The following is a 23331-nucleotide window of genomic DNA, read 5'->3' as shown; positions in this document are numbered from 1 at the left end:
TCCGGACCTGATGCCGCGCCGAGCGGCGAATGCGGCGAGCGGACAGCGGTTGTCACAGCACCCCCTCCTCGACGAGGTCTCGGTGGCCGGTCACCGCACCCCCGGCACCGTCGAGGACACGCACCTCGGTTCCGGCGAGCCCGGCGAGGTCGTCCGACAGGGCCCGCGGGTCCGGTATCGACCGGAGCGGATGGATACCGGCGGGCAACGTGGTGACCACACGGGTGGCCCACGCGGCGATGGCGCCGGTGACGGCATAGCTGTCGCGAGTACGCAGCAGGAAGGTCGCCGCCTTCCCACTCGACCGCGCGGTCGCGAGCAGGGTGAAATACGGGTCGCGGCCGAACAGATCCAGTTCCGCCGCCGCGAGCACGGCGTCGACGGATGTTTCGGACGGCGGTTCGCCGGACACCGAGATCTGAAGGTCCTGGATGGCGCGAACGGTGCGTTCGCCGTCGGTGACGTTGACCCATTCCACGTCGTGAGCTCCCACGGCGTCGGCGAGGTCTTCGGTTTCGACGTCCAGGTGAGCGTGCGATCGCGCCGTATCCGGGAACCACGGCGCGGGTGCGGGCGACACCTCGTGTGGCCGGACCCGAACACGCCCGCCGGCTCGCCGGACCGTGGATGCTCCCCCGCTCCCGACGGTGATGCTGTCGAGGTATTCGTCGACCGCGGCCCGGGTGAGTGGTTGCAGCCCACCACACCAGGCGATGAGGGCGTCGGCTCGTCCGCCGAGACGGTCGGCGACGATGCGCAGCGCCAGCCCGGACAACCCCGGCTGGATCCCGGCCTGAACCAACGCGACACCATCCGGCGGGGCGATACGCCGCAACCGTTGCCTCTGCGGCTCGTCCAGACCGGGATCCACGTAGGCGCTGTGGCCGCGCAGCGCGATCTCGGCGAGAGCGACGCTGTAGCGGTGGGAGGGACCCGCGCAGTTGACGACCACGTCGGCGGTCCGGACGAGTTCGGTCATGCCCGGGTCGTGTCCGGCGGCGAGGGCCGCGAGATCGATCTGTTGCGGCGCGGGTCGTGCGGAGGTTCCGGCGCAGAACTCGACCACCCGCCGAGGATCACGTCCGGCCACGGTGATCGCCAACCGTGAGTCGGCGGCAAGCGCGGCAAGGCAGGCACGCCCGACGGCCCCCGTAGCTCCCACCAGCAATACCCGGGTCATCGACCAGCCACCTCCTGCCAGGACGCGGCGAGCACCCGCGCCACCGCGACGGCGTTCGCACCGGTAAGGCAGTCGAAATGGTTGCCGTCGATATCGGTGATGGTGAGTTCGCCCAGGCAGTGCTCGCGCCAGAAGTCGGTCATATCCTCCTTGAGGGTCGGCAGGAAGTGGATATCGCCGCGTTGCCGCAAGAAATGCACATCACCGAGGAACGGTTCGCGGGCTCCGCGCGCGACGGCGCGGATACTGTGCGCGAAGACCGAACGCAGTTCTGCGAGCGATTCCGCCGACCAGTCCCGGCCCAGGACACCGGATTCCGCCAGCAGCCGCAAGCGCGGCGCCCCGGGTTCCGGTGCGGTGGCCAGGTCGCGGGCCAGGGGTGGGCTGATCCGACGCAATGTTCCCGCCGGGATGACCCGCGGATGGTCGGCGCGGGCGCGGGCGAAGGCGTCGACGAAGTCCGCGTCGGCGGATACCAACCCGAGTTCGGCGGCGCGCACGCCCATGATCTGGGCGAAGCAGTAGTCGAGCACGTCCTCGTCGTCGATCTCGACGGGAACGCGGTAGGAGCTGATGGCGGTCACCCCGCCCACCGGGATGCCGGCTTCCTCGAGATATCTGGCGATCTCGGTGGCCAGCAGTGCGCCCATGCAGTAGCCGACGAGATGGACCCGGGCGGGGGCGATCTCGGCGATGGCGCGTCCGTAGCCGACCGCGAGCGTGGTGAACAGGTCCTGCGGCGGTATCCGCGCGTAGTCGTCGCCGGGAATACGCCGCACGCCATACAGGTCGGGTGTCGTCTGCGTCCGCGTCAGCGCGTCGATCAGTTCCGCGTACGGCGCCAGGCCACCACTGCCGTCGTGCACCAACACGACAATGGGACGGTTCGCTCCGTCGGTCACCGACCCGGCGCCGATTCGCACCAACGGCGATACCGAGGTCGCTGCCGTCTCGTTGTCGACACCCACCCGCGAGCCGTCCGAACCACACACGGCGCGTTCGGCACCGGCCAAGGTCGGGTCGGTGACCATCGCCCGTAGCAGTTCGTCCCAGGTACGGTCGGCCGCGCTCTCGATCTCCTGCCTGATCCGCCCGATACTCTGCGCGAGCAGCAGCGAATCGCCGCCGAGGTCGAAGAAATCGGAGCGGGGCGACAGCGCACCGACATCGGTGAGTCCGAGTACCGAAGCCCAGATCTCGGCGATCCGGGTCTGCACCGCGGTGAGTTCGCCGCCATCGGACGTCGTGGCGGCGTCGGCGCGGACGGCGGTGACGAAACGCTCCATATCCTCGCGAACGCGCGCCCGATCGATCTTGCCGTTGCCGGTCAGCGGCAGGGCGGAAACGACGCGGAGCTGCTGCGGCAGCATAGCGGACGGCAGCAACTCCCGCACGGCCGTGAGCAGTCCGGCCGGTCGAAGTGCCCGCGTCGGCGCCTGTTTCGCGCACCAGAACACATGTTGTCCGAAGGGCTCCAGGCTGTGACCGCGCGGCGGGAAGGCATGGATCGCGCCGAAGGGGGAGCGCTCGAGGACCTGCCCCCACTGATCGAAGGTGAGGAAGGGCGAGTCGCCGTCGGCGCGCAGGTCACGGTGACCGCCCAGGCCGTCCTTGAATTCCATGGAGATCATCAGCGGATGGTTGACTCCGGTGGAGTCGAGGAAAACCAGTGCGCCGCCGGGCAGCAGCAACCGGTCGAGCCGAGCAAGGCATTCCTCGATGTGTTCGGCGTTGTGCAGAACATTCGCACAGACGATGAGGTCGAACGAGGAATCGAACAAACCCTGACGGGCGGGGTCGGTGTTCAGGTCGAACAACCGGTAATCGACGAAATCGTGGTCGGCGAGCAGTTCGCGGCCAGCGTTCTGGAAGAACTGCGAGACATCGGAGAACGTGTACCGCACCGGGAGCCCACGCAACGCGGGCACCAGCTCCGCGCTGGTACCACCCACCCCGGCGCCCACTTCCAGGATGCGCAGCGGCTGATCACCGACATGGTGACGCACGTATTCGACGACCTGCGCCACCACCATGCCGTTGGCGTATCGACTGAGCAGGTTGTCGCGGTAGGCGGCGGTGGCGATATCGGTACTGCCCGCGGGGAACAGCAGGGTCAGCGGATCGGCAGCGCCGGTGAGCAGCCGGGGCAGTTCCGCGATGCACCGGCCGACATAGGCGATGAGTTCGTCGCCGTAGCCGATATTCGCCGCCAGTTCCCGCACGTGCGCCCACTCACCGACACACCGGTCCAGGTCGTGGTGTTCGAGCAGTTCGATACCGTCACCGCCGCGGCGGGCCATTCCTTCGTCGACCAGTACCGCGATCCACCGGCGCAGCAGCCGGTGCAGATCGTCGGACACCTTCAGATCGCGGGCGAGTTCGTCGAAACTCGACCGCTGCCCGGGTGGCAGGGCCGGTGCCAGGGCGGCCGTCATACTGTGCAGCGCCGCCGTTTTCGCGGCGGCGGCGAACGCGACGAGTCCCTCCGTGGGCAGGTCGGCGGTGAGCGACCGGTGGGCGATCGCGGCGGTTTCCGCCACCGCGTCCTCGATCACCCGCCGCCGCGCGAGTTCGGTGGCGTCGGCCGGCGCGGGGGTCACCACCGCGGTGAGGGTGGGGCGGTCCCGGTCGCCCACCACGCAGGCCACCGCCGCCGCGACACCGTCGAGCCGGTCGAGGGCGGATTCGATATCGGCGAGTTCGATCCGGTGGCCACGGATCTTGATCTGGTTGTCGCGGCGGCCCATGAGTTCGATGACGCCGGCCTCGTCGGTGCGCCCGTAGTCGCCCGTGCGGTACAGCCGCTCCTGGCTCACCGGATGGGTGATGAATGCCTGGGCGGTGCGTTCCGAGTCGCCGAGATAGCCCGTGGCCAAGCCCGCGCCCCCGATCGTGATCTCACCGATCTGCCAGGGCACGGCGAGCTCACCGCGATGCGTCAGCACCCGGACACTCTGATTGCGCATCGCCGTGCCGTACGGCACGCTCCGAAGATAGGTTCTCGCGTCGAGGGGATGCAGGATCGACCAGATGGCCGCCTCGGTGGCGCCACCCAGGCTGTAGGCCCGCGCGTTCGGCGCTGCCGCCGCGATCTGTACGGGTTGTCCGACGGGAATCCAGTCACCGGACAGCATGATCAGGCGCAGGTCCGACAATCCGCGCTCCCTGCCCAGATCCCGCATGTGGTCCAACAGCAGTTGGAGCTGCGCGGGCACCGAATTCCACACGGTGACACCGTGGGTGATCACGGCATCCAGCCAAGACTGCGGATCGGCGCGCTCATCCCCTTCCGGGACAACGACGCAGCCGCCCGCGGCGAGTAGGCCGAAGACGTTATAGACGGACAGATCGAAGGTGTGCTGGGAAACCGCCAGTACCGAATCGGCGGCGGTGACGCCGAACCGCTGCTCGAGGTCGTCGATCGTATTGACCGCCGCCGCATGCGATATCACCACCCCCTTCGGCCTTCCGGTGGTGCCCGAGGTGAAGATCACGTAGGCGGTGTCCATCGGACCGGCCTGTTTCCGACGCGCCTGCGCGGCGACGACTTCCGATGTGGGCGGGGCCCAGGTAGCGGGATCGGACAGCAAGGCGGCGATCGCGCCGTCGGGTTCGATGCGCACCGCCGAACCGCACTGCTGCACGATCTGCGCGACTCGGGCATCGGGCCAGCGAACGTCCAGCGGCACATATCCCGCGCCGGCCAACAGCGTTCCGAACAGGGCGGCGATCTGCTCGGGCCCGGCCTCCAGCCGTACCCCGACCAGGTCGCGCGGACCGACACCGCTCGCGCTCAGCTCCGCGGCGACCGCCGTGGCCGCTGCGAGCAGTTCCGCGTAGGTGATCGCGCGGTCACCGCGCCGGATCGCGACCGCCTCCGGCCGCTCGGCGGCGTTCCGGAGGAAACCGCTGTGCAGCAGATCGGTCGAGAGTGGTCCGACCGATGTCAACGGGGGCGGTACCGGTGGTAGCAGTTGCCGTTCCCAGGCAGCGGTGTCGGACGACAGCACGCGCAGAATCGTGTCGAAATCGGCGAAGGCGCGATCCAGCACCGCATCCGGGATCGCTCCCGCACGGGTATCCCAGTTCACATCCACGCCGGCGACGGTTTCGGTGACCTGACAGTCGAGCAGCACCTGCGGGGTCTGGCTGAGCCCACGTCCGGAGACCGGCACCAGTAGCGCCTCGCCGCCGTCCCGAGCGGCGGCGCCGAGGGTGGAGGTGAACACCACCGGTGATTGTTGGCCGCGGTTGTCGTCCCGGCGGGCCAGTTCGCGGAGGACCTCCACCCCGCTCACCCGGGCATGGTCCATATCGTCGAACAACCGCTCACCCACGCGGGCGGCCAACGCGGCGAACGGCACCTCGCCCCGAACGTCGACCTCGAGCAGGCTGGTACCGGTGAAATCGCCGACGAGTTCGTCCACGGCCTCGGTGATCCGGCGACGGTTCATCGTAGTCAGGGTCAGCAGGAAATGGTCGCGGTCACCGTAGCGGCCGAGTACTCGACCGAACGCCGTCAGCAGGGCCGCGGTCGGGGTCACGCCGTGCTCGGCAGCGGCGCGGGTGAATGCCGACCATTCGTCGGTCGACAGTCGCAAGGACCGGCGGGCGAACCGGGCAGGCGCCGAATCCGCGTCCGGGAGCAGCGGCATACCGATCGCCGGCGGCAGGGTGTCAAGGCGGGAGAACCAGTACTGCCGATCCCGATCGCGGCGGGCGCGTTCGGCCGGAGCGTGGGTCGCGCGGGTGAGGTTGAGCACATAGTCTCGGAAGCCGAATTCGACAGGGGGCAAGTCGATATCGGGGTCGCGCAGACAGCGTTCGAGATCGCGCACGACCACCGCGATGCCGACGAAATCGGCGATGAGCAGGTCGATGGAGAAGTGCACCACGGTGTCCTCGGGGCCGAGGGTCACCACCAGATCGAACATCGGACCGATACCGGGCTCGTACCCGCGGTGCGCCAGGGTCCGGCCGATATCTGTCCGCAGTTCGGTCATCTCGGCGGCGGTGGCGCAGGTGTGGACCGTCAAGCCCGGGGGCATGGGAGCATCACCGAGGGGTGCGATGCGCTGGTATCCGTCGGGATACACGACGCAGCGCAGCATCTCGTGCCGGGCGATCACCTTCCGCCATGCGTCCCGGAAACGCTGTGCGTCCGGGGACCGTGTCCCCCGCTGCGGGCGCACCGCGAATTCGGCGTAGCCGTGGCATCCCACTCCGCCCCAGCGGAACGCGCGCGTGCGGCCCAGCAGGTACGACGCCTGTACCTCGGTGAGCGGAAACGGCTCGTACCGGTGCTCCGGTTCGCGGATCAGCGTATCCGCGGCCGCGAGCAACGTCATGATCTCGGATTTGGCTGCGGCCAGAGCGGTCTTCAGCTCCGGGGTAAGGGCGCCGCGCGGTGCCCGGAACCGTAGTCCGGGTTCATCGATCCAGAGTTCGACGCCCGCGTCGCGCAGCCGACGGAGTAGTTCTTCGGGCCTCACAGTATGCCTTCCTCGACATCGTCTTCGGTGGTGGGAGCGGCGGCCGTCGCGCGAACGATCGCCGCGGCGAAGTCGGCGAGCACCGGATGGGCGAGCAGCATCCGCAGCGTCGCCGCGGGCGCGACCTCGCACTGGATCCGATCGACGACGGCGGTGGCGGTCACCGAATCGCCGCCCGCTCGAAAGAAGTTCGTGTCGGCGTCCACCCGAGGGCTGCCCAACACCGATGCGCAGATCTCGGTGATCCGTACGCACAGTTCCGCCTCCGACATCGCGACCGGCGGCGATGTCGCGTCGACGACCGATGTCCCGGTCTCGGAGCGCGACGACCGCGCGGCCGGGTCCGTATCCGGGACCGGGACCGGTGTGGCGTCGACGACCGGAGTACCGGCGTCGAGGTGCTGCGACCATGTGGTCGTGTCGTGCACCCCTGTCGCGCCCGCGACGAGATCGGATACCAGACCTGCCAGATGCTCGTCGGCGAGTTCCGGAGCGATCGCCTGGGTGACGAAATCCCATGACAGGTTCAGTCCGCCGCCGTCCTCCCATACCTGGAAATCGAGCAAGGTCTGCGGGGTCTGCGAGACCGCGTAGACCTGTTCGCCGAATGCGAGCCCACCGCCGGTGTCGATCTCACGCAGCCCGAGCCCACTGGTGAAGACCACCGGGAACATGGCCGCGCCGGGTGTGCCGTGCTGGGCGAGCAGTTCCCGCTGCAACCACACCGCGTCGGCGGCGCGATGCGCCAGATCCGTCATCAGTTGCGCCTGGACAGCGCGCGCCTGTTCCCCGATACCGGCCCCCGGTTCGACCCGGCATTCGAGCAGGACCAGCGAGGTGAAATCGCCGATGACATGTTCCACGCCGGCGATCGACGGATCACGGTCGAACATGGTCACGTTCACGCAGAAATGCGTAGTGCGCGACCAGCGGGCCAGGGTGCGGGCATATCCGGCCAGCAGCAGCGCGGCGACCGTCACGCCGTCGGCGCGGCAGCGCGCGATGATCCGCTGCCACACCTCGCGCTCGATGGCGGCGGTGGCTCGGGCGAACGCTGGTCGTTCGATCTCCGTGAGAACCGTCGGGGAGACCAGCGGTGGCGCGGTGGGCAGGATCGCCAGCCGGGACCGCCAGTAGTCCCGGGCCGCGGCGAGTTCCGGCAAGGCCGTCTCGTCAACATCGCCGTCGAGGACGGGATGGGTCCGCACATAGTGGGCGAATGTCACCGGGATCGGTGGCAACTCGGTAACGGGTCGGCCGCGGTAGAGGTGGTCGAGTTCGGCGAGCGCGGTCATCATGCTGGCGCCGTCCAGCAGCAGGTTGTCCATGCCGATCCCGATCAGCGTGCGCTCGCCCGCCGCCGGGAACTGGACGCCGATATCGATTCCGGGACGCGTGGACAGGTCGATCACCTGGTCGCGCATGGCGGCGCGCAGGTCGTCGAGCACGCGGACCACCGGTTCGAGGGGTCGCGGATGCACGGTCGCCGAGCCATCGTGCACGGTGGTGCGCAGGCCTGGATGACGGCGCACCAACTCGGTCACCGCAGCACGAAACCGCGGCAGGTCCAGATCGGCCGCAGCGAATTCGAAATAGCAATACGCGGCGACCCCGCTGAGCAAGTATCCGCGGCGGCGACCAGCGGCATAGGCGCGCTGAACCGGGGTGAGGGTGTATCGCGCCGGCGCGCCGATCACCTCTGGATTGTCGTATCGTGCGGTATTCGGCTGTGCCGCGGTTGTATTCGGCGTGCCCAGCCTGCCTGCCAGATCGCCAAGCACCGGATGGTTGAACAGGTCGACCATGGCGAGACGCTCGTATCCGGCTGCCCGAAGCTGCGTGTAGATCCGAGTGGCGGCGAGGCTGTCCCCGCCGAGCAAAAAGAAGTCGTCCTCGAGACCCGGCCGCACCCCCAGATATCGCTGCCAGAGTTCGGTCAGCAGGACAACGGCGGCGTCGTCGATCGGCTCGTCCGGAATACGCCCTGACACCTCTCCGGTCTCCCGACGTGTGAGCGAGGCCGGTTCGGGCTCAGCTGGCGAGACGGTTCCGGTCAAGTCGTCCTCGATGTTCTCCGGCCGGGCGAGGATAGTGACCCCGGGGCCGGTGGCGGTCATCCGCGTCGGGGTCCACCCGTGCTCGACGAGGAAGCGCCACCACCGATCGGCCGGTACCGGTTCATCGGCAACCATTCCGGGATCGATGACGGCCGCGCTGATCAGCGACGCGGCGGTGAACTGCTGGTGCTCGGCCAGCCACAGCCACCCGCGCGGGTGTGCCGGAATGTCGCGGACCAGCCGGCCCGCCTCGGGTGTCCGATGTAGCGAGCCGAAGCACAGCACGATATCGAACGGCTCCCCGGTCCACGCCTCGGCGGGCGTGCGATGCGCGATCGAGGTCGCCGCCGTGCGTTCGGTGGCCATGGCCCGCAGGACGGGGTTCGGTTCCACCGCCGTGTACGAGTCGAGCACAGGGGCGAGTTCGGCGAACATCCGAGCGGCGACGACCCCGGTGCGCGAACCCAATTCGACGACCCGTACCCGCCGGCCCAGGGCGCGCGCGTGCGCGTACACCCGGTCCACCAGTTCGGCGATCCCGGCCGATACCTCCGGCCGCCGCAGCAGCAACTCTTCGGGTGAGAGCTCCGGATCGCCGAGCACTGCGTGCGCTGATATCGCTCCGGTGACGATGGCGGCCAGCCGGTGTCCCGCGCGCAGCGCCGACTCATCGGGTTCCCCCGCTCTCGATACGGTCCACCAGCGGTCGACCAACGGCCGGTACTCCGCCAGAACGTCCGTGTTCCCCTCCGCGCTCAGGTGACGCAGCGCGGCGGTGATCACGGCCGACGGCCAGAGATCACCGGGCCGACTACCCTCCGATCCGCTGGCGGCGGTTACCGGGCTCCCGACGGAGGGCCCGGCCAAATTCCGCGGGTCACCGTCTGCCACGCCCACTCTGGCGATGCCGCCATCGATAGTGGATGCGCTGGAACCTTGCGACGTCACGTGGCCGGACTCGGTGTCGCGAGCGCCGGGCGCGGTGCGCGGCCACGTGGGGACCGGGTTCGGCGCGATGGGCGCTGCTTCCAGGAATGCGCGCACATACCGCTCGAACGCGGCGAAGGCCACGGCCGTCGGCGTCGGCGCCAGCGTGTCGTCGGGGATATCCCAGCCGATCCGGATCCCGCCTTCGTGGTCTTCGACCTGACAGTCCAGCAGGACGCCCGGCGTTCTGGTCAGACTCGCGACACCGCGCAGCGAATAGCTTTGCCGGGCCCCGAAACCCAATGTGCTGGTGAAAACCACCGGGTACCCGTCCCGGTGCCGCGACCTCGCCGCGGCGATACCCCCGGTGCCGTCGCCCTCGGCGCTCACGATGGCACGCAACCTGTCCTGGATTTGCCCCACCGCGGCCGCCGAACCGGGACGATGCGTCGCAAAGTCGATATCGCACAGGAACAGACGGGTGAAATTGCCCAGGATCTCCCGGTCGCGCGGAGCGTAGGACGGCCGGTGAGTGCGTGGAATCGACACGGCGAACCGCTCGCCCCTGCCGATCGAGTACAGGGCGTGCGCGAACGCCTCGAGGATCAGAGCGTTCGGCGTCACCCGGCCATCGGCAGCCCGCCGCCGAAGACGCTGGTATTCCTCGGAATTCAGCGTGAAGTCGCGGCGCACGAAGCGGGCGGGCCACGCAGTGTCCGATCCCTCGCCGCAGTCGCGCGCCAGGGGCAGTTCCGGCGGGGCCACGGGGGTCAAGGGCACGGCGTTGGCGTCCACTCCGGTTTCCGCGTAGGTGCGGAAGACGTCGGCACCACCGTCGACCGCGACGGGCCGGGCGACGGCATCGTAGTCGGCGAGGATCGTCTGCACCACCGTGGCGATACTGCGAGCGTCCAGGGCGAGGTAATTGACCAGTAGCCCGATGTGTTTCGGTGTCGCCGCCGACGCGAAACACTGCACCACGGGATCGGTGCGCAAGTCGAGGTCGACGCCGCCGAGGTGGTACATCAGCTCGTCCGGGTCGTCGTCCAGACCGTCGAGGATATGCACCGGCGTCGGATCGGTCTCGCCTCGGACGAGCTGGGCGACATCCGAGTCGAGACGACATCGCAGCACCGCGAATTCGGCCGTACAGTCGCCGATCACGCGCGCCAGCCGAGCGGTGTCGATCGGCGCGGATCCGGCGAGCACGATCGCGTACGCCGTCGGCGCCCGCACCACTCCGTTCAGTCCGCCGGCGCCGAGCACATAGCCCTGTTGGAGACGGGTGAGCGGAAAGGGCGTCGTCGGTGCCGAGTGCGTCGAGGCAGCTCGGTCGGCACCCACCCCCGGAACGCACACGGCGGCGAAATCGCGCAATGTCTGTCGCCCGAGCAGCGCCTCCACCTGCGCTCCGCGCATACCGCGCTGTTCCAGACGCCGGCATACCTCGGTGGCGCGCAGGCTGTCGCCGCCGAAGGCGAAGAAATTGGCGGTCGGTGTCAGCGTCCGGACCGGTACATCCAATGCCTCGGCCCATGCCGCGGCGACCACTTCTTCGACCATCGACAGCCGCCCCGCCGGCGCGGTATCGTCCGCCGACTGCTGTAATTCGATCAGGCCGGCCGCAGCCCGGCGATCCACTTTGCCGTTCGCGCTGCGTGGCACGGCATCGGCACGGACGAACGTTCTCGGCACCATATAGCCGGGTAGCCGCTGCGCCAGATGGGTCCGCAGTTCGTCGTCGGGAAGATCGGCGGCGCCGGCGAGTACAACGACCCCGCCCAGGGCGGAATTGCCGCCGATAGGCACCACCACCGCGTCCTCGACCACCGAGTGCGCGCGCAATATATGCTCCACCTCTCCGCATTCCACCCGATGTCCGCGGATCTTGACCTGGGCGTCGATCCGGCCGAGGAACTGCAGGATGCCGTCGGGCCGATAGCAGCCCAGATCTCCGGTGCGATACCAGCGAATTCCGTTGTCGTCGACGAGGAACCGGGCGGCGCTGAGCTCGGGAGCGTTGTGATAGCCCAACGCGACACCCGCACCGCCGATCCACAGTTCGCCCGGCACCTGATCGGGCTGATCACGGTCGTCCTCGCCGACCACCCGATACATCTGGTTGGTCAGCGGCGTCCCGTAGGGCACCGACGGCCACTCGGGGTCGACCGAATCCACCACGTACTCGTTGGACCAGATCGCCGCCTCGGTGGCGCCGCCCATGGCCACCAGCCGCGATCCCGGCACGAGTTCGGCCAGCCGGCCCGGCAGGACCAACGGAATCCAATCGCCGGACAACAACACCCGCCGCAAACTCGACAGCGCCGCGGCGTCCGATCGGGCGGCGATGAGCAGCATCTCCATCAGTCCCGGCACCGAGTTCCACACCGTGATCCCGAAGGAGCGCACCAGATCACGCCAGCGGAAGGCGTCGCGGCGGGCATCCTCGGAAATGGTGACGATCGCCGCACCGCATTCGAGCAGGCCGAAGATGTCGTAGACACTGAGGTCGAAGTCGAGTGCGGAGACTGCGAGCACCGTATCGGTGTGGTCGATACCGTTGCGGCGGTTAACATCCAGCACGGTGTTCAGCGCGGCGGTGTGCGAGACCACCACACCCTTCGGTTCGCCGGTGGAGCCGGAGGTGTAGACGATATAGGCAGGTTGCGCCGGGTCCACGGGTATCGGTTCGCCAGGTGTCTGGCCGAGCATCTCGGTGAGCGCGTACCGGGCCACGCCGTCGGTGCCGGTATTCCCGGCGTCGGCTCGCGCCCGGATCAGCGCGCGCATCCCCGATCGCTGTCGGATTCGCGCCAATCTCTCGGCCGGTTGGTCCACCGAGATCGGCAGATAGGTGCAGCCGGCCATGAGGACGCCGAGGACCGCGACGATCTGGGCCGGCCCCTTCGGCAGCTGAACGGCCACCACCGAGCCCGGCGCGTGATTTGCGCTCACCGTCGCGGCGACGGCACGGGCGTGGCGGTCCAGCTCGCCGTAGTCGAGTCCAGCGCGCGGTCCGACCAGCGCCGCCACCACCTCGTCACCGTCGTACTCGTCCGGCTGCCAGCGCACCGCGACCCGGTCGGGCTCGGTGAGTGCCCGTCGCCGGAACCCGTCATACAGCAGGCCGTCCGGAAGCGGGGCCTCGGTGGCGTTGCGCCGGGCCCGGATACGGCGCGAATGTGCGGGGAGGTCGACCAGTGCCGGTTCGTCCCAGTCGCCGCTGGTCAGCCATTCCAGCAGACCGGTGTAGGTGTCGAACATATCGTCGACCACCCCGGGCGGGAAACATCCGGACCGGTGATCCCAGGAAACCATCAGCTCCGATCCGATGGTGCAGATCTGGTTGTCGATCAACACCTGCGGTGTCATCGACGTCACTTCCCGGACCGCACCGAGGGTCGCGGTGGTCGGTTCGTCGAGCAGCGGGATATCCGCGGCGTAGGTGAACACAATCGGCGACAGCCCCGAATGCCCACCTCCGCGGGCGCTTTCCGCGCGCAGGACCGCGCTCGCGTCGGGATTGTCCAGTTCCGCCCGCAGTGCGCGCTGGGTATCGCGGATCAGGTCGGTCCACGATTTGCCCGGGGCGGCCGTACACCGGTGCAGCCGGGCCGCGGTGAAATCACCGACCGTCTGCGCGGTTTCCGGGGTCCGGCCGGACATCGTCACCGTGACGAGGAATGTCGGACGGGTCGACCACCGTTGCAGGACGAGGTCATAGCAGGCCAGCAACAGCGCGGCCCGGGTGACACCGGCCGTCCGGCAGGACCGGTCCAGCGCCGCGACCAGGGCGGGCGACAGCGTGTGGCGTCGGCGCCGGAATTCGATCGCCTGTTCGGCGGCCCGCGGAAGCTGCGGAGGTTCCGGCAGGGAGGCATCCGCCGAACTCTCTCCACCGCTCACCGACTTCCCGGAATCGGTCGCGGCGTCGGCGACCGTGGGGATCCCGGATGCCGGTGCGGCAATGCCCTCTTCGGGCGGGGCGGATACGGTGAACCCGTCGTCGATCTCGGGCAGCTCCGCCCCGCGATACAGGGCGGCGAGATCACGGACCAGGACGCCGATGCCGGTGATATCGGCGATTATCAGATCGACGGCCAGATGCAGGACCGAGGTATCCGGGGTGACCGTCAACTCCACGGCCCAGTTGTCGCCCGCGACCGGATCGAACCGGCGGTTACGCAACCGGGCGCGCACCTGCTCGAGATGTCGGTGCGTATCCGCGGCGCCGACAGTGTGGACGGGTATCGGCACCGGTGCTGCCGCGCAGGGTTCGATGATGTAGTGCTCGGCGCTGGGAAATCTGCTGCGCAGCATCGGATGTCGCTGTGTCAGCGTTGTCACCGCCGCCCGCAGCCGTTCGGGATCGAGCCGCGCCTCGGCGAATTCGAGATAGGTCTGGCATCCCACTCCGCCGAGCGGCTGACGCGAGTCCCGGCCGATCCAGTACGCCCGCTGTAAGGGGGTGGTGGGTATCGATCGCGCGGGGTTCGGCGGCCGGAAGGTCCCGTCCGGCACGGTCGTGCGCTCGAGCAGTGTCCGCCAGGCGGCCAGGGTCGGCGTCCGATAGAGGTCGGCGAAGGCCGGTCTGCTCCCCCTGGCCGCGGCCCAGGTCATGACATCCGCGGTCAGCATCGAGGTCAAGCCGCATTCCACCAGATCGGCCTCGGCGTCCAGCCGGTCCGGATGCACACCGAGCAGGCCGGCCACATAGTTGGTCAACTCGTCCCGACGCGCCCCGTCATCGGCCGCCGCGCCGGACTCGTACAGAACCGGCAGCGTTCCCGCCGCCAGCCGGTCTGCGACCTCGTGGCGCCGGATCTTGCCCGATGTGGTCAGCGGTAGCGTCCGGGGCCGCACCCAGACGATGCGATCGGGGGTGGTCTCGTGTTCGGCGAGTATCCGGCGGCGGAGAATCCGGGCCAGATCGTCCAGATCGTCCGCGCTCCGGTCGGTTTCGGCAACGAGCGTCCACGACTGATCCCCGAAGTCCGGCTGCACAGCGCACGCGCCGCCGCGGTCGACACCACATTCGGCGTTCTCGGCGGTGGCCTCGAGATCGTTCGGGAAATGGTTCCTACCACCGATCACGAGCAGATCTCGGTAGCGTCCGCAGATATACAGTTCGCCGTCCCGACGCGTCCCCGCGTCGCCGGTCCGGAGAAACGGCCCGCTGCCATCGGCGGTCACCGCCCGGAATACCGCCTCGGTGTCCTCCGGTCGGCGCCAATACCCTTGCGGTAGACCGGGTCCACCGACCCAGATCTCCCCGACCCGACCGTCCGGCAGGACCTCTCCACTGTCCGGATCGACGATGCGCAAATCCCAGCCCAGGGCGGAATCACCGCAGCCGACCAGCGTACGGACGCGGGCGGCGGTCGCACCGGTGACCACCACTGCCCGGCCCCGCTCCAACTCCGCGGCGTCGAAATCGGCCTGTCGCGGGCGGCGCGGGCGCAGGCTACCGCTCACCCCGAGGCCCGCCTCGGCGAGCCCGTATTGCGGTGCGAGGACCCGCGCGCCGAGTCCGGCCGGGGCGAAATGTTCGGTGAACTCGCGCACGCTGTCCGGGTGGATCGGTTCCGCGCCATTGGTCGCGATCCGCAGGCAACTCAGATCGAGCGCGGCGACGGCCTCGGCGTCGAATGCCTGGACGCATCGGCGGTAGCCGAGATCCGGTCCGGCGATCCAGTTTCCACGAACGGCGGACACGGTTTCCAACCAGATCCGCGGATCGCGCACGAAATCGTGCGGTGCGATGAGGGTCGCGCAGCCACCGGTGAGCAACGGTACGAGAACCCCCCAGAACATACCCATATCGTGGTAGAGCGGCAGCCAGCTCACTGTGTGGACGGGGTCCGGGCTGCGCCACATCGTGGTAGCGATCCCCACTTGGCGCAGGATCGAGGCATGGGTGTTGACCACGCCTTTCGGGCGCCCGGTCGACCCGGACGAATACTGTAGGAACGCCGGATCCGCTGGCCGGCGCGAAACCTGCGGCGCCACCGCGCCCCGATCGGCAGGGGTGCGCACCGGGATATCCGCGGTGCCGGGCTCCTGTGCCACCGCCTCGGTCAGTTCGGGGAGCGTGTACATCGCGGCCGGCTCGCAATCCCGCAGGATATGGCGGGCGCGGGCGAGGTACCGCTGCGGAGACCTCAGCGACGGCAGGTAGATGGGCACTGGTAGTCCCCCGGCCGATAGTACGGCCAGGAAACCGGCCACGAAGTCGACCCCACTCGGCAGGGCCAGCACGACCCGTGCCCCGGACTCCAGATCGGCGAAAGCGCTGCTGGTCGCTGCGACCCGCTCGGCCAGCTCCGCATAGGTCCATTCCCGGGTTAGGCCGACCGCGACGGTACGAAGCGCGATCCGATCCGGACAGCGTTGCGCGCAGTCGTCGAATACCTCGCTAACGGACCGTTGAACAGCGGCGGATTCGGCGGACAGCGAATGGGGGGCGGTACTCAAATCTCTTGTCTCCATTCTCAGCCGCACCGCACATACAGCGGCACACGGCGGCGGATCTTGCCGCGTTCACGCGATAACCGACGACGACGGCGGTCGAACTGCTCGCGCAAGGTGGACTCTGCGTGTCATGTTAACGCAAATGGTTTCCATTACCTATCGCCTATAGTGGGAGCACCGTGGACCGAGCGACGGTCGACCGGCCGCAAGGAGGAAGCGACATCGATACCGCAACAACGGAATCGGCGACACTCGCAGACGGTGCTCGCCGACGGTGGACCACCGCCGTCGCGGCGCTGTCCTGCTTTCTGATGACCCTTGACGTCACCGTCGTCAATGTCGCGCTTCCGGAGATCCAGTCAGATCTCGACGCTTCGCTCGACAGCCTCCAGTGGACGGTCAATGCCTACGTTCTGGCGTTCGCCGCCCTCTTGCTGACTGTCGGCAGCCTGTCCGACAGGTACAGCCGCCGGTCCCTGTTCCTGGCCGGACTGGCGGTCTTCTCCGTGGCCTCGGCGTTGTGCATGACGGCACGCTCGGACACGGCCCTGATCGCGGCACGCGCCGTGCAGGGCGTCGGCGGCGCACTGGTGTTCGGGACCTGCCTGGCGCTGGTCGCGGACGCCTACATCGGTGCCGCGGAGGAGATGCGACGAAAGGCGGTGGGCGCCGCGATAGCCGCCGGCGCCGCCGCGGCGGCGCTGGGCCCGCTCATCGGCGGCGGGCTGGTGCAGGCCGGGTCCTGGCAGTGGATCTTCGCGGTGAATATCCCCATCGGGGTCGTCCTGATCGTCGCCACGGTCCTGCGGGTACCCACTGTCGAACGAGCTCCGGCGATCGACGGTGCCGTAGATCGCGTGGGAGCCGTCCTGGTGGTCGTTCCGTTGTTCACCGCCAACTATGGGCTACTGACCGGAGCGGACAGCGGATGGGGGCAGCCGAAGGTCATCGCCGCCCTCACCATCGCGGTGGCCACCGGATCGGGTTTCGTGTGGCTCGAACTGCGGCGGGGCGGTACCGCGCTGCTCGATCTCGGACTGTTCCGCATCCCCACCTTCGCCGCGGCCATCGTGCTCGGTTTCGTGGTGCGGCTGTTGACATTCGGGATCTTCCCGTTCCTCATCCTGTGGCTGGCCGGCGCCCACGAGATGTCCGCGTTCCGAACCGGGCTCGTCCTCACCGCGCTCGCGGTGCCGCTGATGATCGCCGCAGGGGTGGGGACCCCGCTGGCCCGGGTCATCGGAGTCGCTCGAACCATGACGCTGGCGATGATCATCACCGCCGCCGGCCTGTTCCTCGGCACCCTGATCGACGGGACCGGTCCCTGGCAGGCGGCTCTGCCGTGCCTCGTGGCGGTCGGCATCGGCTGTGGGCTCGCGATGCCGCACCTGATGAACCTCGCGGTCGATGTCGCTCCGCCCGACAAGGCCGGCATGGCCACCGGTGCGGCGAATACGGCCCTGCCGCTCGGCACCGCGGCCGGTGTCGCCCTGTTCGGCGTGGTGCTGTCGAGCCGGGTCCGCGCCGAGATCGACGCGGAGGCGGTGGGAGCCGGCGCGGAACGCTTCGCCGCCGCGGTGATCGCGGGCATCCTGCGCTATCCCAGCGCCGCGCAGACCGAACTCGCCATCTCCGCGTTCACCCACGGCCTGCGGCTCATCTTCGTCCTTGCCGGTTGCGGCGCACTGGCAGCCGCCATCATCTCGGCGCTGCTCCTGCGCAACGTCGACCGCCGCGACAGCACCCCCGCTACCGGGCAGACACCGACCGACACGAGAGGGAACCCATGATCGCCGCCGAAGCATCCATCCCTACGCCCTGTCGGCCGATTTCCACGATGTAATGGCCGTTCCATACCGGTACACCGAACGCGACGTTCTCGTCACCACACCGGAAGACGCGGACCCGATCACCGATCACGGAGACAGTTGACGACCCGTCCACGCAACAGTCATCAATGCACGGTACACATCGTATGTATGGTGCACAGTTTGATCTCGGCGTGACATCCACGACATAGTGTGGCCATGTCCGATTTCGGTCCCGCCGACAACCCAGCGCTGAATCGCCTCGTCTTCGAGCTGTCCCTGTTGGCCAGGCACTTTCCCGCCGCACTGCAGCGCCGCCCCGGGTTCCAGCTCGACCGCTCGGCCTTTTTGATCCTGACCCGGCTCGACCTCGACTCCCCGCTCAGCCTGCGCGAGTTGTCCGAAGCGCTGCAACTCGACATCTCCACGATCAATCGCCAGGTCGGGGCAATGCTCAAGCAAGACCTGGTCGACCGGGTTCCCGACCCCGACGGCGGCATCGCCCGCAAGGTCCGCGCCAGCGCCAAGGGGCTGGAACTCCTGGCGTCCGATCGGACACAGAGCCGCCATGGCATAGGAATGGTGGTCTCCGACTGGACGGATTCCGACGTCGATCAGCTGAGCAAACTTGTCGCGCGATTCAACCAATCGGTCGAGCACCGGGAAAACAATCCCTGGCCACGCCCACCAGGTCTGCGCTGAGCTCGGTCGGCAGGGCCTACTGGCACCCTCGCACCACAGCAACGGAACCCTGCCACAGTTCAGCAGGACCGCGGTCACCGCGCCCGACGTCGCCGCCGGTTCCGACGACGACCGCGACCACAGCAGCACCGTGAGCGGCAAGGCTCCTCGCACCACCGACGTGATGGCCGCGACCAGCACCGGTCGCGCTCGGGAGCTTGTCCAGATTCCGAAGGTTGTCGGTGCCTGCGCCTACGTTCGTGAACACAAACCGAGAGGAGCGACTGATGACTGGCGTGCGGACCTATCCAGCCGGAGTGACGTCCTGGATCGATGTGGAGCAGAACGACGTAGCGGCGGCGAAGGCTTTCTACGGCGGACTATTCGGATGGACATTCATGGAGGCGACCGCACCAGGCGCGCCGTTCCGATATGTCATTGCGCGACTGGACGGTAAGGATGTCGCCGGGATCGGCGGTCCCGCCGACATCGCTCGGGCACAACCGGCCGCTTCGGCGTGGAACACCTACGTGGCGGTCGACGACGCGCACGCCACGGCCGAACTCGTCACGGATTCGGGTGGGCGCATTGTCACACCGCCCGCAGTCGCGGGCGAGGGCGGGATATCGGTGGTGTGCGCCGACCCGGCCGGCGTGGAGTTCCGACTGTGGCAGGCGAAACGGCGGCCGGGAGCACAGATCACCAACACTCCGGGATCGTGGAACTTCAGCGATCTCCATGCGGTGGATACCGCCGAGTCGAGTTCGTTCTACGCCGAGGTATTCGGGTGGTCCATCGATGATCTCGGCTTCGCGACGATGATTCGCCGTCCCGGTTATGGGGACCATCTCGCTGCCACTACCGACCCAAACATTTACGAGCGGCAATCCGGTGACATGGTGCCTCCCGGATTCGCCGACGCCATCGGATGGCTGACTCCGGTTCAGGAAGCCAAGGCGTCGCACTGGCATGTCACGTTCACGGTGGCCGACCGCGACGAAACAGCAACTGCCGCAGTTCAGCTCGGCGCGACCGTGCTCTCGACCGCCGATACCGAATGGACGCGAGCCGTGCTGATCCGCGATCCGCAAGGCGCGGAGTTCACAGCAAGTCAGTTCACCCCGCCGGGATCTATGTCATAGCGTCGGACAAGGCGATCGAGGGCTGACCAACGGCAAATACCCAGTCGACGGTGTCGAGTCTGCGGTAACCCTCACTCCGTGTCACCGTGCGCCCCTTCCTCGTCGTACGGCCGGTTCATGGTGTTCTGGAACTTGATCGCCGCGGCAATACCCACCGGGACACCGAGCACCGCCGCGCCGGCGATGGCTCCCAGGCCACCGAGCACACCAGCACCGGCCAGGCACCCTGCGATGAGGGTGAGACCGCCGGCGTCGAGGATGGGCGCGCCGAAGACGGCGCCGCCCACCGCACCGACACCGCACCCGACAGCCGCACCGATCACACCGCCGGCCAGGGTTCCGATCCCGACCGCCAGATCGAACTCGTTGATCGCGGCCTGGATCGCCGTGTCGAACCGCTCGGTCTGCGGATCAGCGGTGATTTCGTCGAGGTGCATATCCGGCGTCGCGGCGCGCACCGCCGCCTTCACGTCCGCCGGAGCCTCGACGGCCTCGAGCGCCTTCGGCTTGACCGCGAAAGCCGGAATACCGGCCACCGCGTTGCCGGCCGCGTCCGTCACCTGGAACTGCCCGCCCTGGGTGATGAGGGTGGATATACCGGTCTCGATGACCACGGACTGGTCCAGAGTGCTGCTGGTGTACAGCACGCCCGGCGCGATCTCGGTGCTCAGTGTGCGCCCGTCCCGCGTCGCGGGTGCTGCCAGCGCGGTAGCGGCCCCGGTTCCCACGGCAGTCACAACCGTCAAAGCGGCAACAGTAGCGCGGGTGATCTTGTTCATGTACGCCCTTATCTCTGATATGCACTGACAACGCAGTGTCGGATGGTCCGTAGCCGAGTCGGCCGCCGATCATGGGTGCGCATCCCTGAGCACCACAACGACGTGCCCACTTGATCTCCGCACCGTCCGCTGAGCTCTCGACTTCACGGAAATTTAACGACAACGATTGTCGTTGTCCATCGCGTCGGTTCCGCCGCGGGCCGCTGATGCAAAAGGGGCATCGTCGGCGTGCGCCGACAGGCAAGCCGAACGGCAGGCGAAATCTTTTCTCGCACTCAATTTTCAGACAGCCGAACGCTGCAATGTCGCTGCCGGATCCGACAGGCGGCCCACATGGTCGCGGTAACCGAGCACACCTTCGACCGGACTCACCGAATACCGCAGCGGTACGTGCCCCGCACCACACGGCCGTCGCACGACAGCCATCCCCACCCGCATCGTGGTCCGACCCCGATCAATTCACCAGCGTTCGGCGAGAGATTCCGATTCGCCCACGACCGGGTAGCTGCCGTTGCGGCCCACGATGCCTGCGTCGGTGATCCCGGTGACGCGTCCCCAGCCTCCGACTCGGACCAGTTCCAGGTCCGCGCGAGTGGCAGCGGATCGGCCATCGGCCGCGCGGACGGTTCCCAGGTCTTCGAGGATCGTGTCGATGGTGCCGAAGGATGCGGCGACTCGTAGGCGGCGGCCGGGTCGTGCGCCGGGAGATCGGCGCGGTCCGTGGGAGGTCCAGGCTATACGACAGTCAGGTGGAATTCGCCGAAACGGGCAACCTCCGCGTTCACAGGCGCGGCCCAGAACGAGGATTCCGGCGTACCTGCCACTCGATCTCCGCTCTCTCGCACACGAGGGCAGGTGAATCAGCCTAGGCGAGGCCCACTGCGGCCCAGGCTGATTCGCCCTCGCGAGATTTGCTCACAGGTGGCGTGCGACGGGCCCGCGCGCGACCCCGGTGCGGTTGGTGAGCCAGACCGGAGCGACCGCGGAGCGCGCGGCATACTCGTCACTCGCGCTCGGCACCTGGCTCTTCTCGACGTGGGCCGAGTCGTGCGCCGCGAGCCACGCGCGATCTATTTCCTGCGCGGGCGGTTCGTGATCGACGATCGGATACCCGGCCATCTGTGCGGGTTCCGGCTCGCCTGCCCGGTGTGGCGCCGCCGCGGCGAAGGGCCGATCTCCGGCCTCGCGGACGCGAGATGACGTATCCGGCGCGATCAGTGCGCTCTGTTCCGGGTGTCGCGCAGAATCGGTTTCCCGCGCGGTCGGTGCGGGACCCTCGCCCGATTGCGCGGACATCGGTCCCCAGTGACCGCGTGCGATCGATTCGGAAGGCAACTCGGCTGATCCCGAAGGGGCGACCCACTCGGCTTCCGCCGCAGCGGACGCCGGGGTGTTCCGCTCGTGCTCAACAGCATTGGGGCGCGATCCCGGCGGCACAATCGGTACCGGCGCCGCCTGCGCGCTGATCTGCTTATGCGCCAGCGTCTGCCGCAACGCCGCCGCCAATCGAGCATCCAGGTCGCCCGCGCCGGCATTGCCCCCGGCAGACGGTTCTCTGCCGCCCGGGGCCGGCTCGCCCGCAAGGGTCCCCCTTGCGCCCGACCGCGGGTCGGTAGTCGCCTGCTCCGGCATCATGGCAGCAGGATCAGCGTTGCCCGTCGCGATTTCGAGTTCCGCGGTGGGGTGCTCCGCGGAATCGTCCGACGTGCCCGGTTGACGCTCCACGGCGTCGGCGGGGTGCTCTTTGGCGCTGCGAGCGGTGGCGGGCTGCTCGGTGAGAATGCTCGGCAGGATCTGATTCCCGGCGCCGCCGACCTGAGTGAGCGCCGCGAGCCGGGCCTGGAGATCTTCGTGGTCCGGCACAGCAGCGGTCGCCTGCTCGATGGCTCGCCCGTAGCGCTCGGCCACGAGTCTGTGCGTGACGAGCGCGACGCCGATCATGATCGGCGCGATCGCGTGGATCCCGATCCCGCTGACCGCTCCCGCCTTGATATAGGGGAAGGTATTCAGCGCGATACTCGCGGTCAGCAGTACACCCTCCACGGTGTAGACCTGCCACAGTCTATCGATCACACCCCACTCGGCGGTATCGCCGGTGGACAGCATCAACGCGACGAGTACCGCGCTGATCAGAGCCTCCAGACCGTAGGACAGCCACCACATCGGATTCGTCATGCCGCCGTTCGGCGCGATGTTCTGCTGCACGGTGACCGCGGAGAACAGCATCGAGAACGCCACGACACCGGTGAGCAACCCCAGCACTCGTGGTTTGCGCTGGTGCAGGCGAGCCACTTTCGCGTGCGGACTACTGCTGTGGCGCTGTTCGCCGATCGCTTGCGCGGCACGCAGCAGGTCCGCGGCCTCGCGTTCGGCCAACTCCGCAGCCGTGTGCCGCACCCGCGCCGCGGCGTCGGCGGCCGCTTGGATGCGCGCCCGCTGCTCGTTGCGTTCGTGGTCACGCACAAGCTCCGCCAGCTCGCGGGCAGCGGCGAGCTCCCGCTGCGACAACGCCTCCAGCAGGGCTGGATCGTCCTGGTGCGCCAGCCGCTCGTGCGCAATCTGTACCCGGTCCGGCAGCGCGCCGGCCACCAGATCGTCCACCGGCGCCGCCGTAGCGGGCGCAAGGGTCGTGAAACGACGGATCATCAGCAAGAACCTTTCCGACGATGCAGTGTTCCAGACTCAGCGAGCCAGAACGACATCCGCCCGTTGGCGTCTATCCGCCGAACGCGACGACGGCCTCGTCCGAGACCAAAGAATAGATCCGAACGGCGTCATCGAAAACCGTTGGGCC

Annotated in this window: 9 protein-coding genes; 3 read left to right on the top strand and 6 right to left on the bottom strand. The window is 68.3% G+C overall.

The genetic code is table 11. The annotated features are described in order from the left end of the window. Positions 1–52: 52 nt before the first annotated feature. From AB0B25_RS04920 to AB0B25_RS04910, 3 genes are read right to left on the bottom strand one after another with little or no spacing between them, the layout of a single operon-like run. Positions 53–1180: a saccharopine dehydrogenase NADP-binding domain-containing protein gene (locus tag AB0B25_RS04920; RefSeq protein WP_357174771.1), complete on the bottom strand. Its 1128-nt coding sequence runs from the start codon at positions 1178–1180 to the stop codon at positions 53–55. After that, positions 1177–6672, bottom strand: coding sequence for an amino acid adenylation domain-containing protein (locus AB0B25_RS04915; RefSeq protein ID WP_357174768.1), 5496 nt, complete (start codon positions 6670–6672; stop codon positions 1177–1179). The genes AB0B25_RS04920 and AB0B25_RS04915 overlap by 4 nt, the downstream gene beginning before the upstream one ends. Continuing rightward, positions 6669–16130, bottom strand: coding sequence for an amino acid adenylation domain-containing protein (locus AB0B25_RS04910; protein ID WP_357174765.1), 9462 nt, complete (start codon positions 16128–16130; stop codon positions 6669–6671). Before AB0B25_RS04910 ends, AB0B25_RS04915 begins: the two co-directional genes overlap by 4 nt. Positions 16131–16348: 218 nt before the next feature. On the opposite strand from AB0B25_RS04910, the gene AB0B25_RS04905 reads away from it, so the two are divergent. The 3 genes from AB0B25_RS04905 (at position 16349) to AB0B25_RS04895 (ending at position 19758) form a co-directional block, all read left to right on the top strand. Continuing rightward, positions 16349–17917 carry an MFS transporter gene (locus AB0B25_RS04905; protein ID WP_357174999.1) on the top strand — a complete coding sequence of 523 codons (1569 nt, stop codon included), beginning with the start codon at positions 16349–16351 and terminating at the stop codon, positions 17915–17917. A 237-nt stretch (positions 17918–18154) separates the two neighbouring features. After that, positions 18155–18637, top strand: coding sequence for a MarR family winged helix-turn-helix transcriptional regulator (locus AB0B25_RS04900; protein WP_357174762.1), 483 nt, complete (start codon positions 18155–18157; stop codon positions 18635–18637). Between the two features lie 266 nt (positions 18638–18903). Next, positions 18904–19758, top strand: coding sequence for a VOC family protein (locus AB0B25_RS04895; RefSeq protein ID WP_357174759.1), 855 nt, complete (start codon positions 18904–18906; stop codon positions 19756–19758). 71 nt (positions 19759–19829) lie between these two features. Here AB0B25_RS04895 and AB0B25_RS04890 read toward each other — a convergent pair whose 3' ends face one another. The 3 genes from AB0B25_RS04890 to AB0B25_RS04880 form a co-directional block, all read right to left on the bottom strand. Beyond that, the gene (locus AB0B25_RS04890; protein ID WP_357174756.1) at positions 19830–20504 is read right to left on the bottom strand and encodes a hypothetical protein; all 675 of its coding nucleotides are present in this window, start codon (positions 20502–20504) and stop codon (positions 19830–19832) included. A gap of 492 nt (positions 20505–20996) precedes the next feature. Further along, on the bottom strand, positions 20997–21275 hold the full coding sequence (locus AB0B25_RS04885) for a DUF6333 family protein (RefSeq protein WP_357174996.1): 279 nt from the start codon (positions 21273–21275) through the stop codon (positions 20997–20999). Between the two features lie 177 nt (positions 21276–21452). After that, positions 21453–23183, bottom strand: coding sequence for a hypothetical protein (locus AB0B25_RS04880; RefSeq protein ID WP_357174754.1), 1731 nt, complete (start codon positions 23181–23183; stop codon positions 21453–21455). Positions 23184–23331: the final 148 nt, after the last annotated feature.

The sequence above is a fragment of the Nocardia sp. NPDC049190 genome (genome assembly GCF_040648115.1).
GTDB lineage: Bacteria > Actinomycetota > Actinomycetes > Mycobacteriales > Mycobacteriaceae > Nocardia.
The sequence above is the reverse complement of the archived record's forward strand: the minus strand, read 5'-3'. Positions and strand labels throughout refer to the sequence as shown.